Origin of the sequence: Aggregatibacter kilianii (assembly GCF_003130255.1) — a bacterium.
Classification (GTDB): Bacteria; Pseudomonadota; Gammaproteobacteria; order Enterobacterales; family Pasteurellaceae; genus Aggregatibacter; species Aggregatibacter kilianii.
This window is the reverse complement of sequence record NZ_NRCN01000001.1, coordinates 1,527,240-1,543,190: the sequence shown is the minus strand read 5'-3', so window position 1 is coordinate 1,543,190 and position 15,951 is coordinate 1,527,240. Positions and strand designations below refer to the sequence as shown.

At 42.5% G+C, this 15,951-nt stretch carries 14 protein-coding genes; 9 read left to right on the top strand and 5 right to left on the bottom strand.

Translation table 11 applies throughout. The annotated features are described in order from the left end of the window. The first annotated feature begins 10 nt into the window (after positions 1-10). From DK428_RS07285 to DK428_RS07275, 3 genes are read left to right on the top strand one after another with little or no spacing between them, the layout of a single operon-like run. Positions 11-589: a TadE/TadG family type IV pilus assembly protein gene (locus DK428_RS07285; protein ID WP_109063441.1), complete on the top strand. Its 579-nt coding sequence runs from the start codon at positions 11-13 to the stop codon at positions 587-589. A gap of 38 nt (positions 590-627) precedes the next feature. Further along, complete coding sequence (gene tadF / locus DK428_RS07280; RefSeq protein WP_109063440.1) at positions 628-1,215, top strand: tight adherence pilus pseudopilin TadF; 588 nt, start codon at positions 628-630, stop codon at positions 1,213-1,215. A 15-nt stretch (positions 1,216-1,230) separates the two neighbouring features. Further along, positions 1,231-3,042, top strand: a complete 1,812-nt coding sequence (locus tag DK428_RS07275; RefSeq protein ID WP_109063439.1) for a pilus assembly protein TadG-related protein — start codon at positions 1,231-1,233, stop codon at positions 3,040-3,042. Between the two features lie 174 nt (positions 3,043-3,216). On the opposite strand, the gene gshAB is transcribed toward DK428_RS07275, so the two are convergent. Then, positions 3,217-5,490 (bottom strand): bifunctional glutamate--cysteine ligase GshA/glutathione synthetase GshB, encoded by a 2,274-nt coding sequence (gshAB, locus tag DK428_RS07270; protein ID WP_109089980.1) that lies wholly within the window; start codon positions 5,488-5,490, stop codon positions 3,217-3,219. A 231-nt stretch (positions 5,491-5,721) separates the two neighbouring features. Between gshAB and DK428_RS07265 the strand changes: the two genes are divergently transcribed. The 3 genes from DK428_RS07265 (at position 5,722) to clpX (ending at position 9,411) form a co-directional block, all read left to right on the top strand. Then, positions 5,722-7,323, top strand: a complete 1,602-nt coding sequence (locus DK428_RS07265) for a phosphoethanolamine transferase (RefSeq protein ID WP_109063437.1) — start codon at positions 5,722-5,724, stop codon at positions 7,321-7,323. 249 nt (positions 7,324-7,572) lie between these two features. Continuing rightward, positions 7,573-8,154 carry an ATP-dependent Clp endopeptidase proteolytic subunit ClpP gene (clpP, locus tag DK428_RS07260; protein ID WP_109063436.1) on the top strand — a complete coding sequence of 194 codons (582 nt, stop codon included), beginning with the start codon at positions 7,573-7,575 and terminating at the stop codon, positions 8,152-8,154. 9 nt (positions 8,155-8,163) lie between these two features. Then, the gene (gene clpX, locus DK428_RS07255) at positions 8,164-9,411 is read left to right on the top strand and encodes an ATP-dependent protease ATP-binding subunit ClpX (RefSeq protein WP_109063435.1); all 1,248 of its coding nucleotides are present in this window, start codon (positions 8,164-8,166) and stop codon (positions 9,409-9,411) included. Between the two features lie 50 nt (positions 9,412-9,461). Here the strand turns inward: clpX and DK428_RS07250 are convergent, their stop codons facing one another. The 3 genes from DK428_RS07250 to DK428_RS07240 form a co-directional block, all read right to left on the bottom strand. Further along, a complete protein-coding gene (locus DK428_RS07250; protein WP_109063434.1) occupies positions 9,462-10,307 on the bottom strand; it encodes a DUF817 domain-containing protein in 846 nt (281 codons plus the stop codon). Between the two features lie 71 nt (positions 10,308-10,378). Next, positions 10,379-12,538: a heavy metal translocating P-type ATPase gene (locus tag DK428_RS07245; RefSeq protein ID WP_109063433.1), complete on the bottom strand. Its 2,160-nt coding sequence runs from the start codon at positions 12,536-12,538 to the stop codon at positions 10,379-10,381. 321 nt (positions 12,539-12,859) lie between these two features. Beyond that, positions 12,860-13,072, bottom strand: coding sequence for a heavy-metal-associated domain-containing protein (locus DK428_RS07240; protein ID WP_109063432.1), 213 nt, complete (start codon positions 13,070-13,072; stop codon positions 12,860-12,862). Between the two features lie 94 nt (positions 13,073-13,166). Here DK428_RS07240 and DK428_RS07235 point away from each other — a divergent pair, with 94 nt between their 5' ends. Continuing rightward, positions 13,167-13,553 (top strand): MerR family DNA-binding protein, encoded by a 387-nt coding sequence (locus tag DK428_RS07235; RefSeq protein ID WP_109063431.1) that lies wholly within the window; start codon positions 13,167-13,169, stop codon positions 13,551-13,553. A 71-nt stretch (positions 13,554-13,624) separates the two neighbouring features. Here the strand turns inward: DK428_RS07235 and tsaA are convergent, their stop codons facing one another. Then, positions 13,625-14,362, bottom strand: a complete 738-nt coding sequence (tsaA, locus tag DK428_RS07230) for a tRNA (N6-threonylcarbamoyladenosine(37)-N6)-methyltransferase TrmO (RefSeq protein ID WP_109063430.1) — start codon at positions 14,360-14,362, stop codon at positions 13,625-13,627. Positions 14,363-14,474: 112 nt separating this feature from the next. Between tsaA and DK428_RS07225 the strand changes: the two genes are divergently transcribed. Both DK428_RS07225 and rraA read left to right on the top strand, forming a co-directional pair. Then, the gene (locus tag DK428_RS07225) at positions 14,475-15,380 is read left to right on the top strand and encodes a 1,4-dihydroxy-2-naphthoate polyprenyltransferase (RefSeq protein WP_109058868.1); all 906 of its coding nucleotides are present in this window, start codon (positions 14,475-14,477) and stop codon (positions 15,378-15,380) included. A gap of 51 nt (positions 15,381-15,431) precedes the next feature. Continuing rightward, positions 15,432-15,932, top strand: a complete 501-nt coding sequence (rraA, locus tag DK428_RS07220) for a ribonuclease E activity regulator RraA (protein WP_109063429.1) — start codon at positions 15,432-15,434, stop codon at positions 15,930-15,932. Positions 15,933-15,951: the final 19 nt, after the last annotated feature.

Sequence of the window (15,951 nt, the reverse complement as noted above, 5' to 3'; positions counted from 1 at the left end):
AGGTTTTATAATGAAAAAATTCCTATCAAATAAGAAAGGAGTATCAACCGTCGAGTTTGCCTTGACGGTTGCATTTTATTTCTTTGTCGTATGCTTAATTTTAGAATTTTGTCGTATTTCTATAACTACTGCATACTGGGACTTAGCCATTACGGAAAGTGTCAGAGAAGCTAAGAATCAGGCTGCTGCAGGAAATGATTATAAAACAGCTTTTGAAAAAGCATTGCAAAACCAAAAAATAACGCAAGATAATTCTCCAATTGGTTATTTAGCCTTATCCTCTAAAAATACTTATGATGTGCAAGTCAAATATGTCGATTGTCTTCAAGGTAGAAACTGTATAAAGGCATTACTTGCCGATAAATATAAGATGAAACCGGACCCGTCAGATCCTAAAAAACAAATCTTATCTAATGATGGAACATTAGCGACTTTGGCAGTTTATACGATAGACTTTAAATACAACTTTATGTTCTCACTACCGTTTTTATCAACAGCGCCGGTTGACCGATTAATCAAGCGTGAATTTATTACTGTACAAGAACATAATAGATCACAATTCCAATTCAACACTCAAAATAATAACTAATAATTTATTGGTTTTGAGAGTCATTTATGGTAATAAAAATGAAAGAGAATTTCTTATCAAAAATTAAAGATTTTTTACCCAATAAACGTGGTTCGGTAACAATCGAATTCATTTTTATGTTAATGCTATTAACCTTTATTTTTGCTTTTTTGGCAGATTTTGTTATTGTGCGGTCAACACAAGGTAAATTAGATAATGCCTCTTATTCATTAGTGAATGTTTTACGTGAACGAGTACAACTATTTGGAGATAATGGCACCGCTAATTTAACGGATGATGATCTACATGATTTTGAAAAAGTCGCTCGTGGATTATTATATGGCGATAAAGATGATGACAACCAAAAAGTCTTTATTGTATTGGAACACTTTTGGAAAGATCCGGTATCTAAAAAGAATCAATTTGAGAGATTTCCAAAATCATCAAATGGCTGTGAGCCTTATCGAAATATTGAAAGTTTAGTCAATTTATCACCTAATTCTGAAATCAATGACGGAAGAAAAATTCCACTTTACCAAGTGACCCTCTGTGCAGAAACAAATAGTTTTTTTAAAAGCCTATATCTCAGCAAAGAAAATCAATCTCTTGGTTTAATCCGCTCTTCTTCATTAGCGGTTTCACGATAACTTGTAGGTAATTTTATGAACAGAAAATTAAATGCGACCCGATATATTTATCGTCAATTTAAGCTTTTTTACATAAACCAAAAAGGCGCTTATGCCGTAATGACAGCGTTATTGGCTTTCCCTTTGCTCTTCTTAATTGCATTCACGATTGATGGTACAGGAATGTTATTAGATAAAGCGCGCTTCGCTCAAGCAACTGATCAAGCAGCATTGTTATTAGTCGCAGAGAATAATGCATATAGAAAAGGCAACGATCACAATGACCTCAAACGTCAATCCGTGCCACAAAATGAACTTGATGCTTATAAACGTGAATTCCCATCTGATGAAAAGCCTAAACGTAGCCTACAAACCCAAAAACGTAATCAGGAATTAGTTCAAGGCATAGTTAAACTCTACTTACGTTCCGATGACAGCAATGGCCAAAGCAATAGCTCGCCAATTACCATTCCAAAAGATTTCATTGCTGATTGTAGAATTTCAAGTAAAACCCGAACTAACGGGGAAGCAAACACTGTGGCTTGTAAAGTTGACGGAGACGTTGAACGTAAATTCTTTTTACCTTGGAGCCGTACACTAACCAGTAATAACCAAGATAAAACCGCTATTGGTTCCGGTACGTCTTATGCCGTTAAAGAAAAAGATGTTGTTGTGCCAATTGATTTAATGTTGGTTAATGACTTCTCGGGGTCTATGGAAGACCCTCCTCCAGGTCAAAACAAACCTAAAATTAATATTCTTAAGAATGTGGTTGGAAATATTGCGGATGAGTTGATTAAAAAAGATCTCCCGGAAAATATTAGCCAATATAATCGTATCGGGTTTGTCTCTTTCGGGTTCGGTGCACAACAATTAAGTCAATTAACTGCTGATCGTGGTCAATGTGTATTGCCGTTTGATGGTAATGCCGGTGATAAAGTAAGAGTTAGGGTAGGCCACTGGGTATATCCTAACGGTGGTCGCTCTCCCTATATAGGTAACGCATACGGAGTTCTAAGCAGACAGTTTCAGCTTAAAAATAGTGATTATAGCACTCCGTTTAATCCAAAACCTCAATATAACGATGGTTATATGTATATTGAAGATAATGCCGTCAAACTTGCTTCAGCATTCTTAGGAGAATGGGTGGATAATACTATTGCTTACTCAGATACAGAGCCCGAAAATCCAATTAAAACGGTTTTTTATAAATATTTTGATATAGAAAAAACATTAAACAGAATTGATGCCTTTGATGGTTCTCCTAAAAAATACGATATTGTTTTTACCAAAGGTTCGCCTTGCTTGAAAGATAGACAGACAGGCAGTATTCAAAACACAACAAATATTTGGTATAGCAAAGGAGAGAGTGAAAAATTTAAAGTGGAAATGAACGCACTTAATCCGGAAGGGTGGACATTGGCAAGTTCGGGAGTCTTAATCGGCGCAAATCTGTTAATGGATAAAAATACAGATGCCGGAGCAGCCCCGGCAAAATTAAGAACAAACACTCAACGAATTCTCATTGTATTATCTGATGGTGAAGACAGAGGTTTACATCACCTAACAGAAGAATTGATTGAGAAAGGAATGTGTACCAGAATTAAAAATCGTTTGGATACATTACAAGACACAGGATATCGCAATCTGCCGGCCAAAATGGCATTCGTTGCGTTTGGTTATAAACAGACCGATAGTGTTAAAAAATCATGGAAAAGCTGTGTTGGCGATGATAATTATTATCAAGCAGATGACCCACATACCCTGTTAAAAGTCTTTAAACAAATTATCGGTTTAGAAGAAGAAGTCGGTCGCTCATCTTCCTATGCACCTGACTTATTCAAGTAATACATTGCTCATAAACAAAAACCGTCTTTGCCTCCAAAGACGGTTTTCTTTTACCCAAAGTGCGGTGGATTTTCCACGTGTTTTTACATACGAAAAAACGCGACAAAAAACGACCGCACTTTTAGGCCAAACAAAAAGGCGAATCCTCAGATTCGCCTTTGCGTTCTTGGAATATTATTTCAACTCCGGAAAAAGCATCTTCAGCACATTTTGCGTCACCCGACGGGATTGTCCTGCGTACGGGAAGATGTGCATCATCATCATCGGGTTGAAATTGGCTTCAATCACGCCCCAAGATTGCAAACTTGGCTCGGCGGGTTTGGTTAAATCGGGAATGATTAAATCCACGCCACACACAGCGGCGCCCATGGCTTTGGTAATACCGACCGCCAAGGCTTTGTAGCTTGGATGCATTTGGTCGGTCATGTCAATAGAATCGCCACCGGTGCTGATGTTGGAATTGGCACGTAGCTGCACCAACTGATCTTTTGCTGGCACACTATCAACGGTTAAGCCCTGCTCTTTTAACTGTAACTGTTCGATGTCGCCCAACGCAATTTTCTTCAATGGCGTACGGCTTCCATCGCCACGCAACAGATGATCGTTTTTCTGTGCCACTAATTCCGCCACCGTATGCACGCCGTCGCCAATCACATTCGCCGGCACGCGTAACAACACAGCAAGCGTTTCATCACCTAGCACGAAGAAACGATATTCCGTGCCAGTGAGGTAATCTTCCACCATTACTTCTTTATCTTCACGGAAAGCAATTTCAATAGCTTTGGCAAAATCCTCACGATCATACACACCCTGTTGGAAAATACTGATGCCCAAACCGTAATTGGTGGATTTCGGTTTAATCACTACGGCACGTCCTGCAAATAAAGCGTAATTGGCCACGGCTTGTTCAACGCTAGTAAATTCCACGCTTTGCGGCACGTTAAAGCCGGCTTTCGCCAAGACTTTTTTGGTCACCACTTTATTTTCCATAATGAGTGGCGAAATGTAGCTGTCGTGAGAGGTCATGTTGCCGTTTTTCACATATTCCAAGTGGTCGCCGAATTGCAGACTTAAGAACTGATCGCGCTCGTCTAAAATCTCCATTTTTAGGCCTTTTTGAATGGCATCAAACATCAGCGCTTGGGTGGAAAGTTCCATGTTGTCGAAAGCCGACAACGCATAAAAACGTTCAAAGGCTTGTTTTTTGTAACGAATCGCCAGTTCCGCGCCCAGTTTTTGATAGCCGCCATGCGCTTCGATGGCATTGACCAAACGGGCACCAAGGGTTTGACTAGGATCAGCAAACTGAGCCAATTTCTCTTTGACGATAGATTCCATTTCCTCGTCAGCATGAATTTCCGTCAACATCGCTAGCAATTGCTGTAAAATGCGCTCCCCTTCCGCTTGGAAGGCCGTTGCCGACAATGGATTTTCCCATGCCACTTGGGCTAATTTTTCTTTGCCTAATTCCACCGCACTTTCCAAGGATTCTTCGTCCAGCCACGCCATTAATAAAATAAAATAATGCACAAATTTGGCGTCATTTAATGCAATACCATAGGCTTCAAAAGGGTTCAAATCGAACAAACGGAATTCCAAATATTGAATGCCATTTTGTAGCAATTCACGCGCCTGTTTCGCGCCACGCAAACGCACGTTGGAATAAAATTCTTTTTCGGCAATAAGCTGTCCGCTGTTGACCGCGTGTTCTAAGGTATTCACATAATCGTTTAGGCTGTCATAAGACACTTTCACGCTTGGATCATTCACATAACCATACCGGCTGGAACGCAAACTACGTACATACTGCCCTACTTTTAACGGCGTGCCGTTGCGGAAATAATTGGCGTCAACGGTTGGAGTGGCAGCTAATAAATAGACGAGAATCCATTGGTAACGTAAGAAATTGCGGGCAACTTTCAAATATAAATCGTTCTGAAAATCCACCGCACTTTGATATGTGTTTTGCCCTGCGAAAAGCTGTTGAATAAAGGTTGGATCGAGTTGGAAATTATAGTGAATGCCGCTGACCATTTGTTTGTTTTTGCCATAAGACGCTACTAAATGCTCACGGTAGGCCACATCTGCCGGATTTTCCAATTGCGCCACTTTGATTTGGTCTTCCGGTGGCAATCCGGCTGGCATACTCAAGGGAAAAACAAATTCGTCCTCCGGTAAAGAGCGTAACACCACTTCATGGATAGCAGATAACCAACGCAGGCTATCTTCAATTTTTTTATTGGGCGGAGTGATTAATTCAAGTTGGCTTTCGGCAAAATCTGTTTGAATATAAGGGTGATAAGAACGGCTGCCAAAACATTTCGGGTGCTCGGTAACCACAATAGATCCGTCTGCGTGAACACGTTGGCTTTCTTTTTCAATGCCGAACGAGCCTTGTTGAAACAATAACTCCAAACGATTATCTCTAATAACTTGCTGAATTTTCATAATATTTCCTTTTAGCTAAACCAGAAATCTAGCAATTTCAATCAGTTTTACTTGCATAAATTTCTAAAAAATAGCCACATTATTAAAATTAATGGGCTTAAATGCAAATAAAAAAATCGAATTTCTCATAAACGATAGTTATAACTTAATGTACTGCAAGGAAAATACTTTATTTTAGGGAACAAAGAGACTAAAATTTTGCCTTATAAAAAAACATAACCGGTAAACTAGATGTCTCAGCTAAAAAAATCTCACATTCTCTATCACAATTTCACTTTTGTTTTACTGTTATTGAGCTTTGCTTTCCTTTCTCACATTGCATTGGGAATTTTAGATAATTATCTCACCAACGCGTTAAGCATTTTGGCATTGGGATTATTGCTTTTTACTTTAAAAAAACACAGCAATAAATTCTTTCTGATTGCGTTGATTTTTGTTTTTGTTATCGCCTTTGGTTACATCCCTTCAGGCATATTATATGGCCCGGCATCTATTGGCGTCATTGCCTCCGTGTATGAAACCAACTTTAGCGAAACCTTAGGTTTCTTTCGCGCAATGCCATTATCTATTTATATTTTCACTTTCGTTTATCTTCTTTTATTTATTGTTTTATTATTTATCAGCCGCCATATTACACCAAGTAAAAACAATAAATCGGCATATTATCTTATTTATCTTATTCTTCTCGTATTTGCCTTATATCAACCTGTTTCAAAAGAAATCACCAATACCGATAAAGAAAAAGAATTTAGCATAGCGGACTTTTTTAAAGCCTCTCATTTTTATCCTGTCAGTTTTATTTCGAATACCCTTAAAGTCAATCACACCTATTTGACCCAACGGGATTTATTAAACGACGCATTAACCAAAACACCGGAATGGAATATCCTTTCCGTTGAGCCCAAATATCAAAATTATGTGTTAATTATCGGCGAAAGTATGCGTCGTGATTACACGTCATTATATGGTTATCCACAAAAAACCACGCCGTTTTTGGAACAAGTGAATGGCTTGATTTTTAATCTTTACGTCGCCGCCGGCCCGAACACGCAACCGTCTTTACAACGCACGCTCTACCGTTCTATCAATGATAATGAAGAGACGGTTTACACGGATAATATTATTTCTCTCGCCAAACTTGCCCATTACAAAACCTATTGGCTATCCAACCAAGGTAAAGTCGGCGAATGGGACACCATGGCATCGCGTATCGGTATTCAGGCTGATGAATATTTCTTTACCAAAAAAGGCGGCTATGATTCCGGCAACACTCCGGACACCGTATTATTGGAACCGTTAAAACAGCTATTGGCGAAAGATAAAGATCAAACCAAATTGATTGTTTTACATTTAATCGGTTCCCATCCGACATTTTGTGCGCATTTAAATGGCGAAGCGCCGAAATTCCATTTAGTCAGCCAAGAAATGTCATGTTATTTGGACACCTTAAAACAAACGGACACATTATTATCGGAGATTAATACAATTCTGAAAGAACAGAACCAAAGCTATTCCGTCATTTATTTTTCGGATCATGGTTTAGCCCATTTAGGCGAAGGAAAAAATCTTTCCATGTTAAATAATAAAGAATACAAACAAAGTTACGAAGTGCCGTTTGTTCGTTTTTCCAGCGATGATAAGAAAAGAACGATGATTAAAAATCCGCAAAGCGCTTTTAACTTTATTCATGGTTTTGCACAATGGTTAGGCATTAAAGAAAGCCATTTAAGCCAAGAAGATTTTTTTAATCCGAAAAAACAATCGATTAAAGTATTTAACTGGCGCGGGCTGGTTGACTACAACACATTAAAAGATGACCCTGCAAAAAAATAGTACGATAAACTTAGGCATGGTCACTTTCAAAGTGCGGTCATTTTTTCAAACGAATTTTTTGCAAAGGATACCCGCACTGTTATTTTTGTCCGAATGCAATTCAGCAAAGGTAAATTTTCAGGTAGAATACCCCCCATTCTCGACGAAACCTCGTGGTTTCCGCGGCACTATTCATAAAATCAACGCGCAAAAAACGTTGCTTTTTTTTAACCGCACTTTTTTCACCTATCAGCTAACATTGAGGAACATATGAGTGTAATTCCTATGGTCGTTGACCAAACTTCCCGCGGCGAACGCGCTTATGATATTTATTCCCGTCTATTAAAAGATCGCGTCATTTTCCTAAGCGGTGAAGTGGAAGACAATATGGCCAACTTGATTGTGGCACAGCTACTTTTCCTTGAATCGGAAGATCCCGATAAAGACATCTATTTATATATCAACTCACCGGGCGGATCCGTTACCGCCGGCATGGCAATTTACGATACCATGCAATACATCAAACCTGATGTACGAACCATTTGCATCGGGCAAGCCTGTTCCATGGGGGCTTTTTTATTAGCCGGCGGTGCTGCGGGCAAACGTGGCGCATTGCCTCACGCTAGAGTGATGATTCATCAACCTCTCGGCGGTTTCCGCGGACAAGCATCGGATATTCAAATTCATGCCAAAGAAATTTTGAAAATTAAAAGCACCTTAAATGAACGCTTGGCTTTCCACACCGGACAACCCATTGAAACCATTGAAAAAGACACCGACCGCGACAACTTCATGTCTGCCGAAGAAGCCCAAAATTACGGCTTGGTCGATGAAGTGTTCACTAAACGTTAAGAGATAAAAATGGCAAAAGATAAAGAATTGCATTGTTCTTTCTGTGGCAAAGAACAAGAGGAAGTCAATAAATTAATCGCCGGCACGTCCGGTTACATTTGTAATGAATGTATCGAATTATGTCACGATATGTTGCTTAATGAAGAACATAGCGAAGAAACAGAAGCTGAAGCGGAAACGCCAAAAGAGCAGGAGTTACCGACGCCTCACAAAATCCGCGCCCATTTAGACGATTATGTTATTGGTCAAGATTACGCGAAAAAAGTCTTGGCGGTGGCGGTGTATAACCACTACAAACGTCTGCGCACCAAACATCAAACCGATGATGTAGAATTGGGTAAAAGTAATATTTTACTTATCGGACCGACCGGTAGCGGTAAAACCCTCTTAGCGGAAACCATGGCGCGTATGTTAAACGTGCCTTTCGCTATGGCGGATGCCACCACCTTGACGGAAGCCGGTTACGTGGGCGAAGACGTGGAAAACGTGTTACAAAAATTACTACAAAACTGTGATTACGACATTGAGCGCGCGGAACAAGGCATTATCTATATCGACGAAATCGACAAAATCACCCGCAAATCAGAAAATCCATCCATTACCCGTGATGTTTCCGGTGAAGGCGTACAACAAGCCTTGTTAAAACTGATTGAGGGCACTATCGCCTCTATTCCGCCACAAGGTGGACGCAAACACCCGCAACAGGAAATGTTGCGCATTGATACGTCAAAAATTCTGTTTATTTGCGGCGGTGCTTTTGCCGGCTTGGATAAAGTCATTGAAAAACGCACCAGCGTCGCCACTGCCATTGGTTTCGGCGCAGAAATCAAGAGCGAAAAAGACAAAGCCACGTTGACGGATTTATTCAAACAGGTAGAACCGGACGATTTAATGAAATACGGCTTAATCCCGGAATTTATCGGACGTTTACCGGTGGTTGCGCCGTTAAGCGAATTAGATGAAGAAGCCCTTGTACGCATTCTGACCGAACCGAAAAACGCTTTGTGCAAACAATATCAAGCGCTATTTGGTTTGGAAGACGTGAAACTGGAATTCACCAAAGAAGCCTTAATCGCCATGGCGAAAAAAGCCCTTGCCCGTAAAACCGGCGCTCGTGGCTTACGCTCCATCATCGAAGGCGTCTTGCTCGACACCATGTACGACTTGCCTTCTTTAGAAGGATTAGAAAAAGTGGTGGTCAACGAAAGCGTCATCAACGACAATCAATCTCCGGAATTGATTTATTCCAACGAATAAGAAAGTGCGGTCAAAATTCATTGTGTTTTTTGACCGCACTTTTTTCTTTCCTAATCCCTCGACACCTGAATCGTCTGCTTAATATGTTTGAGATTTGCCACGATGGTAAATGTCATGACGACCAATAACGCCCAAGCGCTCCACTTACTCACGTGCACCAAAGACCAGGCACCGATTTGATTTGGATAGCGCCAAATGCCAATCAGCGTGCCGAGATTCTCCGCTAACCAAATAAAGAAACCAATCAACATAAAAGACAGTAACAACGGCATGCGGCGAGGTTTATCATAAGGCGTGAAATATACCGCTGTGCGGGCGTAGAGCCCCAATGCGAACGCCGCCAAATACCACCGATAATCACCAATGTAATGATGGGTGAAAAAATTTAGATAAATGAGAACTGCGGTCAGTGTCGATAAAACATAGGGCGGATGACTGCGAATTTGCAAACCAAACAAACGCCACGCCTGAATAATATAACTGCCTACCGCGGCATACATAAATCCTGTGAATAAAGGCACGCCGAAGATTTTAGTGTAAGCAAAATCAGGATACGCCCAAGATTGAATCGAAGAGGAGGTTTTGAACAATTCCAAAGCAAAACCCACGAGGTGAAACAGGGTGATGGATTTGATTTCATCTAATGTTTCCAGCTTGAAATGAAACATCAGATATTGCACCGCTAAAGCAAAAATTAACAATAAATCGTAACGGGGAATGCCGGCAATACCGTTTTTCGGCATGAGGAACATGGCGATAAAAAACACACCGGCAAATAGACAGGCTCGGGCTTCTTTCAAACCGAAAAACCAGAACTCGACCCAAAAACGTTTGATTCCTTTCAACTGAGGATTAGGCTGATGATTCATCAGCCATAAATCAATTTTATTCAACATGTTATTCTTCTTATTGCATAACAAAATGTCGCTTATTATGCCCGAAGTTCCTCAAGTTGAATATGACTTGCCTATGTGATTTTCGTCTTTTTCAAGCGTAACGCATTGCTTAATACGGAAATAGAACTCATCGCCATCGCCGCGCCTGCAACCACCGGACTGAGCAAACCCAATGCGGCTAACGGAATGCCTAACACGTTATAAATAAATGCAAAAAATAAATTTTGTTTAATGTTTTTCAAGGTCGCGCGGGAGATCAGTAAGGCATCCACCAACTGATTGACAGAATGCTGCATCAGGGTTGCCGACGCACTGTGTTGCGCCACATCCGCACCATCATGCATGGCGAAACTCACATTCGCTGCAGCCAATGCCGGCGCGTCATTCACCCCATCCCCTACCATGGCGACCACGTTGCCATTTTCTTGTAGAATTTTGACCGCACTTGCTTTATCTCGCGGCGACATATTGCCCTGCGCATGTTGAATCCCAAGCTGATTAGCAATGTATTGCACTACGTTCGGATTATCGCCGCTCATGATATATACATCGATATTATGTACCTGCAAACGCTGAATTGCCTTTTGACTATCCGCCTTTAAGGCGTCCGCAAAGGCAAATGCGGCGATAGGTTGGTCATTTACAGCGACTGCCACAATGCTAGCGATCTGCCACACCGGTTCAAGATCGGTCGGTAACGTCAAACCGCAATAGGCAGGTTTCCCCACTTTCACCGTGCCGAGATGTTCAATCTCCCCTTGAATCCCCTGCCCCACCTCGACCTGGATATGTTGCACCGCAGGCAACGCCACATTTTTTGCCATCGCGGCTTGCACAAGGGCTTTTGCCAGCGGATGTGTCGCGCTTTGTTCAATGGCGGCCGCCAACGCATAAATTTCATCTTCAGAATAGACCGCACTTTGCGCCTGCCAAAAAGCAACTACTTGCGGTTTGCCTTCTGTGAGCGTGCCGGTTTTGTCCAATACCACCGCATTCACATGGGCGGATTCTTCCATAGCGGCAGCATCTTTAAACCAAATGCCCTGCTTCACTGCTTTGCCCATGCCAACCATGATCGCCGCAGGCGTGGCTAAGCCCAAAGCACAAGGGCAGGCAATCACCAACACCGCAACCCCATGAATTAAAGCCGTCACCAAATCTTGTTGAAGCCACCAAGTAAGTAAAAACGTCACCAAGGAAATGCCTATTACCGTTGGCACAAACACTGCCGCCACTTTGTCGGCAAAACGGGCAATAGGCGCTTTGCTGCCTTGCGCCTCAGAAAGAGCGTTCATCATATCGCCGAGCAACGTTTGGCTTCCGAGCTGTTGCGAGCGATAAACCAAACTGCCGTCCGTCACCATCGCGCCCGCCAACACACGACTGGTCGTTGTCTTCATTTCCGGCACAGATTCGCCGGTTAAATGGCTTTCATCACACCAGCCTGTGCCCTCTTCCACCACGCCATCCGCTGCAATGCGTTCACCTTGGTTAGCGCGTAACAACTCGCCTACTTGGATTTGATTTAACGGCACGGTTTGCCATTCGCCGTTACGTTGCACGCGCACCTGTTTCGGCGTCAGCTGTAACAATAAACCAAGGCTATTTAGGCTGTGCTTTTTGGTACGATCTTCTAAGAATTTTCCTAAACTCACAAAGCCCAACACCATGACGGAGGCTTCAAAATAAATATTTTCCGAGGCATGATCGTGGCTCATATGTGGCAGATAAAACAGCATAAAGACGGAATAAAAATAAATGGTGAGCGTGCCAAGACTGACCAACACATCCATATTGGCCAAGCCACCTTTAATACTACCCCAAGCACTTTTATAGAAGGGAATCGCCAGGCCGAATTGCACAATCGTGGCTAACACCATTTGCCACATCGGCGGCAACATCCAATCATGCCGCCCCAGCATCATGCCGAACATACCGATTAAAAACGGCACGTTAATCAGCCACAATAAAATCAACCGCCACGAGATGTTTTGCTCTTGCGGCAACTCTGCCTGCTCTTGCTTGAGCTGTGCCGTGAAACCGGTCTTTTGAATAATTTGGATCAGCTGTTCAACGGAAGTTTGCTTTTCATCAAAAGTGATCTGCGCTTCTTCACTGGCAAAATTCACGCCCGCCTGCTGCACAAAATCCTTTTTATTCAACACCTTTTCAATCCGACTGGCACATGACTGACACGTCATGCCGCCAATTTGAAGGGAGACTTTTTGCATAACATCCTCTTTTTATTTCCTTTCACAGAAAAGTGCGGTGGGTTTTCAACTCGTTTTTACGCTGTCAAATAAGACAGTATTTTCATGCCGCATTAACAAGCAGAAAAATTACACCACTGCCGCATCAAACCCGGCATCTTCCACGGCTTCCACCAACGCTGCCGGTTGCACTTTATTTTCATCAAAACTAACGACCGCTTTCGCTTTTTCCAAACTTACCCCGGATAGCGCGCGCCTCCCAACGCGTGCTTACAACAAAGCAACAATCAAAAGGCTGCATCAGGAGATGCGCGCCATCAATGAATAAGCAATAAACAAAACTCATGCCACTTCGGCATCAAACCCGGCATCTTCCACGGCGTCCACTAACACTGTCGGTTGTACTTTATTTTCATCAAAACTAACGACTGCTTGCGCTTTTTCCAAACTTACGTCTGCTTGCACCACGCCATCTAATTCACTCAATACGCGAGTCACGCTTTTCACACAACCACCACAGGTCATGCCATCAATTTTTAAGGTTACGTTTTGCATCATTTGCTCCTTTAATCATTAAGTTAAACCTTGCCGATTTTTGTCGGTGAGATTACTATAAACCTTAACATTAGGTTAAGGTCAAACACTTTTTATGAATATCAGTCAAGCAGCCAAACTCACCAGCTTATCTGCCAAACAAATCCGTGATTACGAAAAACTTGGCTTACTCAAAGCCAATAACCGTACTCTTGCAGGCTATCGCCAATATGAAGAAAACGATCTCGCCCGTTTGCGTTTTATCCGCCACTCGCGAGACGTGGGTTTCTCCCTGCAACAAATCGCCCAACTATTACAACTCCAAGATAACCCACATCGCAACAGCCGTGAAGTGAAACAACTTACGGCACGACATATCGAAACCCTCAATGCACAAATTCATGCACTACAAAAAATGGTGGCTGAACTCCAACGCTGGCACGACAACTGCCAAGGCAACGACTGCGCGGAATGTTCGATTTTAGCGGGGTTGAGTGAATAAGAAAGCATGAAAAGTGCGGTGAAAATTTAAAATATTTTCTCATCAGAAATACACTTCAAAAAGTCCGCAGATTAATCTTTCTGATGATTTACTAAGGTTTCAATTTGCACAATTTCCGCCACATCCACACTCTCCGCTTTAATCCGCCATTTCACATTCAAGTCATACAACGAAATGCCGTAAAGGCGATCGGTGGCTTTGCCTTGTTGATACGCCGGGCGGGGATCTTGTTGGATAACTTCAATAATAAAACGTTGTAAGTGCGGTCGATTTTTACTGTGTTTTTTGACCGCACTTTCCGCCTCCAAAGTAAATTCTACGCATAGCAACGGTTTCGGCTCGCTTTGTGCGAAACCTGAAATTGCGTTAGGTTCACTGTCCGCGTAGGCAAGATAAGGTTTGATGTCGAGAATCGGTGTGCCGTCCACTAAATCTACGGCACCGAGATGTAACAACACCTTGCCGTTTTTACATTCTACGTGGCGCAATTCCACTTTGGATAAACCAATAGGATTCGGGCGATGTGTAGAGCGCGAGGCAAACACCCCAACCCGCTGATTGCCACCTAAACGTGGCGGGCGCACGGTAGGATGCCATTTGCCTTGCGGGATTTGATCAAATTGAAAAATCAGCCAAAGGTGGCTGAATTGCGCTAAACCGCGGACGGCTTCCGCTTGGTTGTAGGGGGGCAACAATTCGACAATGCCAGTGCCATCCTGCACCAAATTAGGTTGACGCGGTATCGAAAATTTTTCTTTGTAAGGCGTGTGAATCACAGCAACGGGCTGCAATGTGAGAGAATCGGACATATTTTCCTTAAAACAGTTAAAATCTGCAGAATAACCTTGTAGAATAGCGCCTATTTTAGCTAAAAGTGCGGTGAAAAATCGCTTTTTTTTTTTCGTTATTCGCGTGGAAATTATGACCAAAAATACAATAAAAATGTGGATTGAGACGGCACGGCCGAAAACCTTGCCTTTGGCGTTGGCGACGATTCTAACAGGATCGGCGTTGGCTTACCGGGCGGGACATTTCCATTGGGGCATCACAATATTGTGTTTATTAACCACGTTATTTCTGCAAGTTCTCTCCAACTTCGCCAATGATTACGGTGATCATCAAAAAGGCTCCGACACGGCAGAACGTATCGGACCGCTACGCGGCATTCAACAAGGTGCTATTTCTGCGGCACAGTTGAAAAAAGGGCTTTATGTGATGATCGCCTTGAGTTTCCTTTGCGGCGCATTATTGATCGGCATTGCCTACCAAAATGTGAGTGACTTAATCGCCTTCTCGCTTCTCGGCGTGTTGGCTATTGTTGCCGCCATCACCTATACCGTGGGCAACAAACCCTATGGTTATTTAGGTTTAGGCGATATTTCCGTGTTGATTTTCTTCGGGTTATTGGGCATCGGCGGAACCTATTATCTGCAAGTGCATGACTTCTCCGCCGTCATTTTACTTCCTGCCATTGCGAGCGGTTTACTCGCCACAGCTGTATTAAATATCAATAACTTGCGTGATATTGAACAAGACCGCAAAGCAGGCAAAAACACCCTTGCCGTGCGCCTAGGCCCGCATAACGGGCGGGTTTATCACTGTATTTTACTTGCTGTTGCAGCATTGTTTTATTTGCTCTTTGCCTTGTTCAACTTACACCATCTGCTTGGCTTTATTTTTCTGTTAACTTATCCGCTTCTGCTTAAACATGCCCTGTTTGTGTATTCTCACAAAGAGCCGACTGCGCTACGCCCAATGTTGGCGCAAATGTCGTTGATTGCGTTATTTACCAATGCGTTATTTAGTTTAGGCTTGCTTATCGGTTAACGATCGGACTATACTAGCCCGCAGTATTCATCTTAAAAAATAGGGTCTTTTATGTACATTGATACTTCAGAACTTTGCGATATTTACCTTGATCAAGTGGATGTTGTTGAGCCCATTTTCTCCAGTTTTGGCGGACTAAGTTCGTTCCACGGCAAAATCACCACGGTGAAATGTTTTGAGAATAACGGATTAATCGCCGAGCTGTTGGAAGAAAACGGTGAAGGTCGAGTATTATTGGTCGATGGCGGCGGTGCAGTGCGCCGTGCATTGATTGATGCGGAATTGGCACAATTGGCCGCCGATAATAACTGGAAAGGGATTATCGTTTATGGTGCAGTGCGTCAAATTCAGCAATTGGAAAATATTGATATCGGCATTCAAGCCCTCGCACCGATTCCGGTAGGTGCAGACGAAAGTAGCCACGGAGAAACGGATGTCCCGGTGAATTTTGGTGGTGTGACTTTCTTCCCGGAAGATTATATTTATGCAGATTTAACCGGCATTATTCTCTCGCAAGAGCCGTTAGATTTAGACGAACCGGAACAAGAATAAACGCCTGTAAAAAGGGATT

Bases quoted from the DNA above. Each gene is read 5' to 3' on its own strand.
- tsaA (WP_109063430.1), bottom strand. From the start codon at position 14,362: ATGTCCGATTCTCTCACATTGCAGCCCGTTGCTGTGATTCACACGCCT.
- DK428_RS07265 (WP_109063437.1), top strand. From the start codon at position 5,722: ATGTCTCAGCTAAAAAAATCTCACATTCTCTATCACAATTTCACTTTT.
- DK428_RS07225 (WP_109058868.1), top strand. From the start codon at position 14,475: ATGACCAAAAATACAATAAAAATGTGGATTGAGACGGCACGGCCGAAA.
- DK428_RS07250 (WP_109063434.1), bottom strand. From the start codon at position 10,307: ATGTTGAATAAAATTGATTTATGGCTGATGAATCATCAGCCTAATCCT.
- rraA (WP_109063429.1), top strand. From the start codon at position 15,432: ATGTACATTGATACTTCAGAACTTTGCGATATTTACCTTGATCAAGTG.
- tadF (WP_109063440.1), top strand. From the start codon at position 628: ATGAAAGAGAATTTCTTATCAAAAATTAAAGATTTTTTACCCAATAAA.
- DK428_RS07275 (WP_109063439.1), top strand. From the start codon at position 1,231: ATGAACAGAAAATTAAATGCGACCCGATATATTTATCGTCAATTTAAG.
- clpX (WP_109063435.1), top strand. From the start codon at position 8,164: ATGGCAAAAGATAAAGAATTGCATTGTTCTTTCTGTGGCAAAGAACAA.
- clpP (WP_109063436.1), top strand. From the start codon at position 7,573: ATGAGTGTAATTCCTATGGTCGTTGACCAAACTTCCCGCGGCGAACGC.
- gshAB (WP_109089980.1), bottom strand. From the start codon at position 5,490: ATGAAAATTCAGCAAGTTATTAGAGATAATCGTTTGGAGTTATTGTTT.
- DK428_RS07285 (WP_109063441.1), top strand. From the start codon at position 11: ATGAAAAAATTCCTATCAAATAAGAAAGGAGTATCAACCGTCGAGTTT.
- DK428_RS07240 (WP_109063432.1), bottom strand. From the start codon at position 13,072: ATGCAAAACGTAACCTTAAAAATTGATGGCATGACCTGTGGTGGTTGT.
- DK428_RS07235 (WP_109063431.1), top strand. From the start codon at position 13,167: ATGAATATCAGTCAAGCAGCCAAACTCACCAGCTTATCTGCCAAACAA.
- DK428_RS07245 (WP_109063433.1), bottom strand. From the start codon at position 12,538: ATGCAAAAAGTCTCCCTTCAAATTGGCGGCATGACGTGTCAGTCATGT.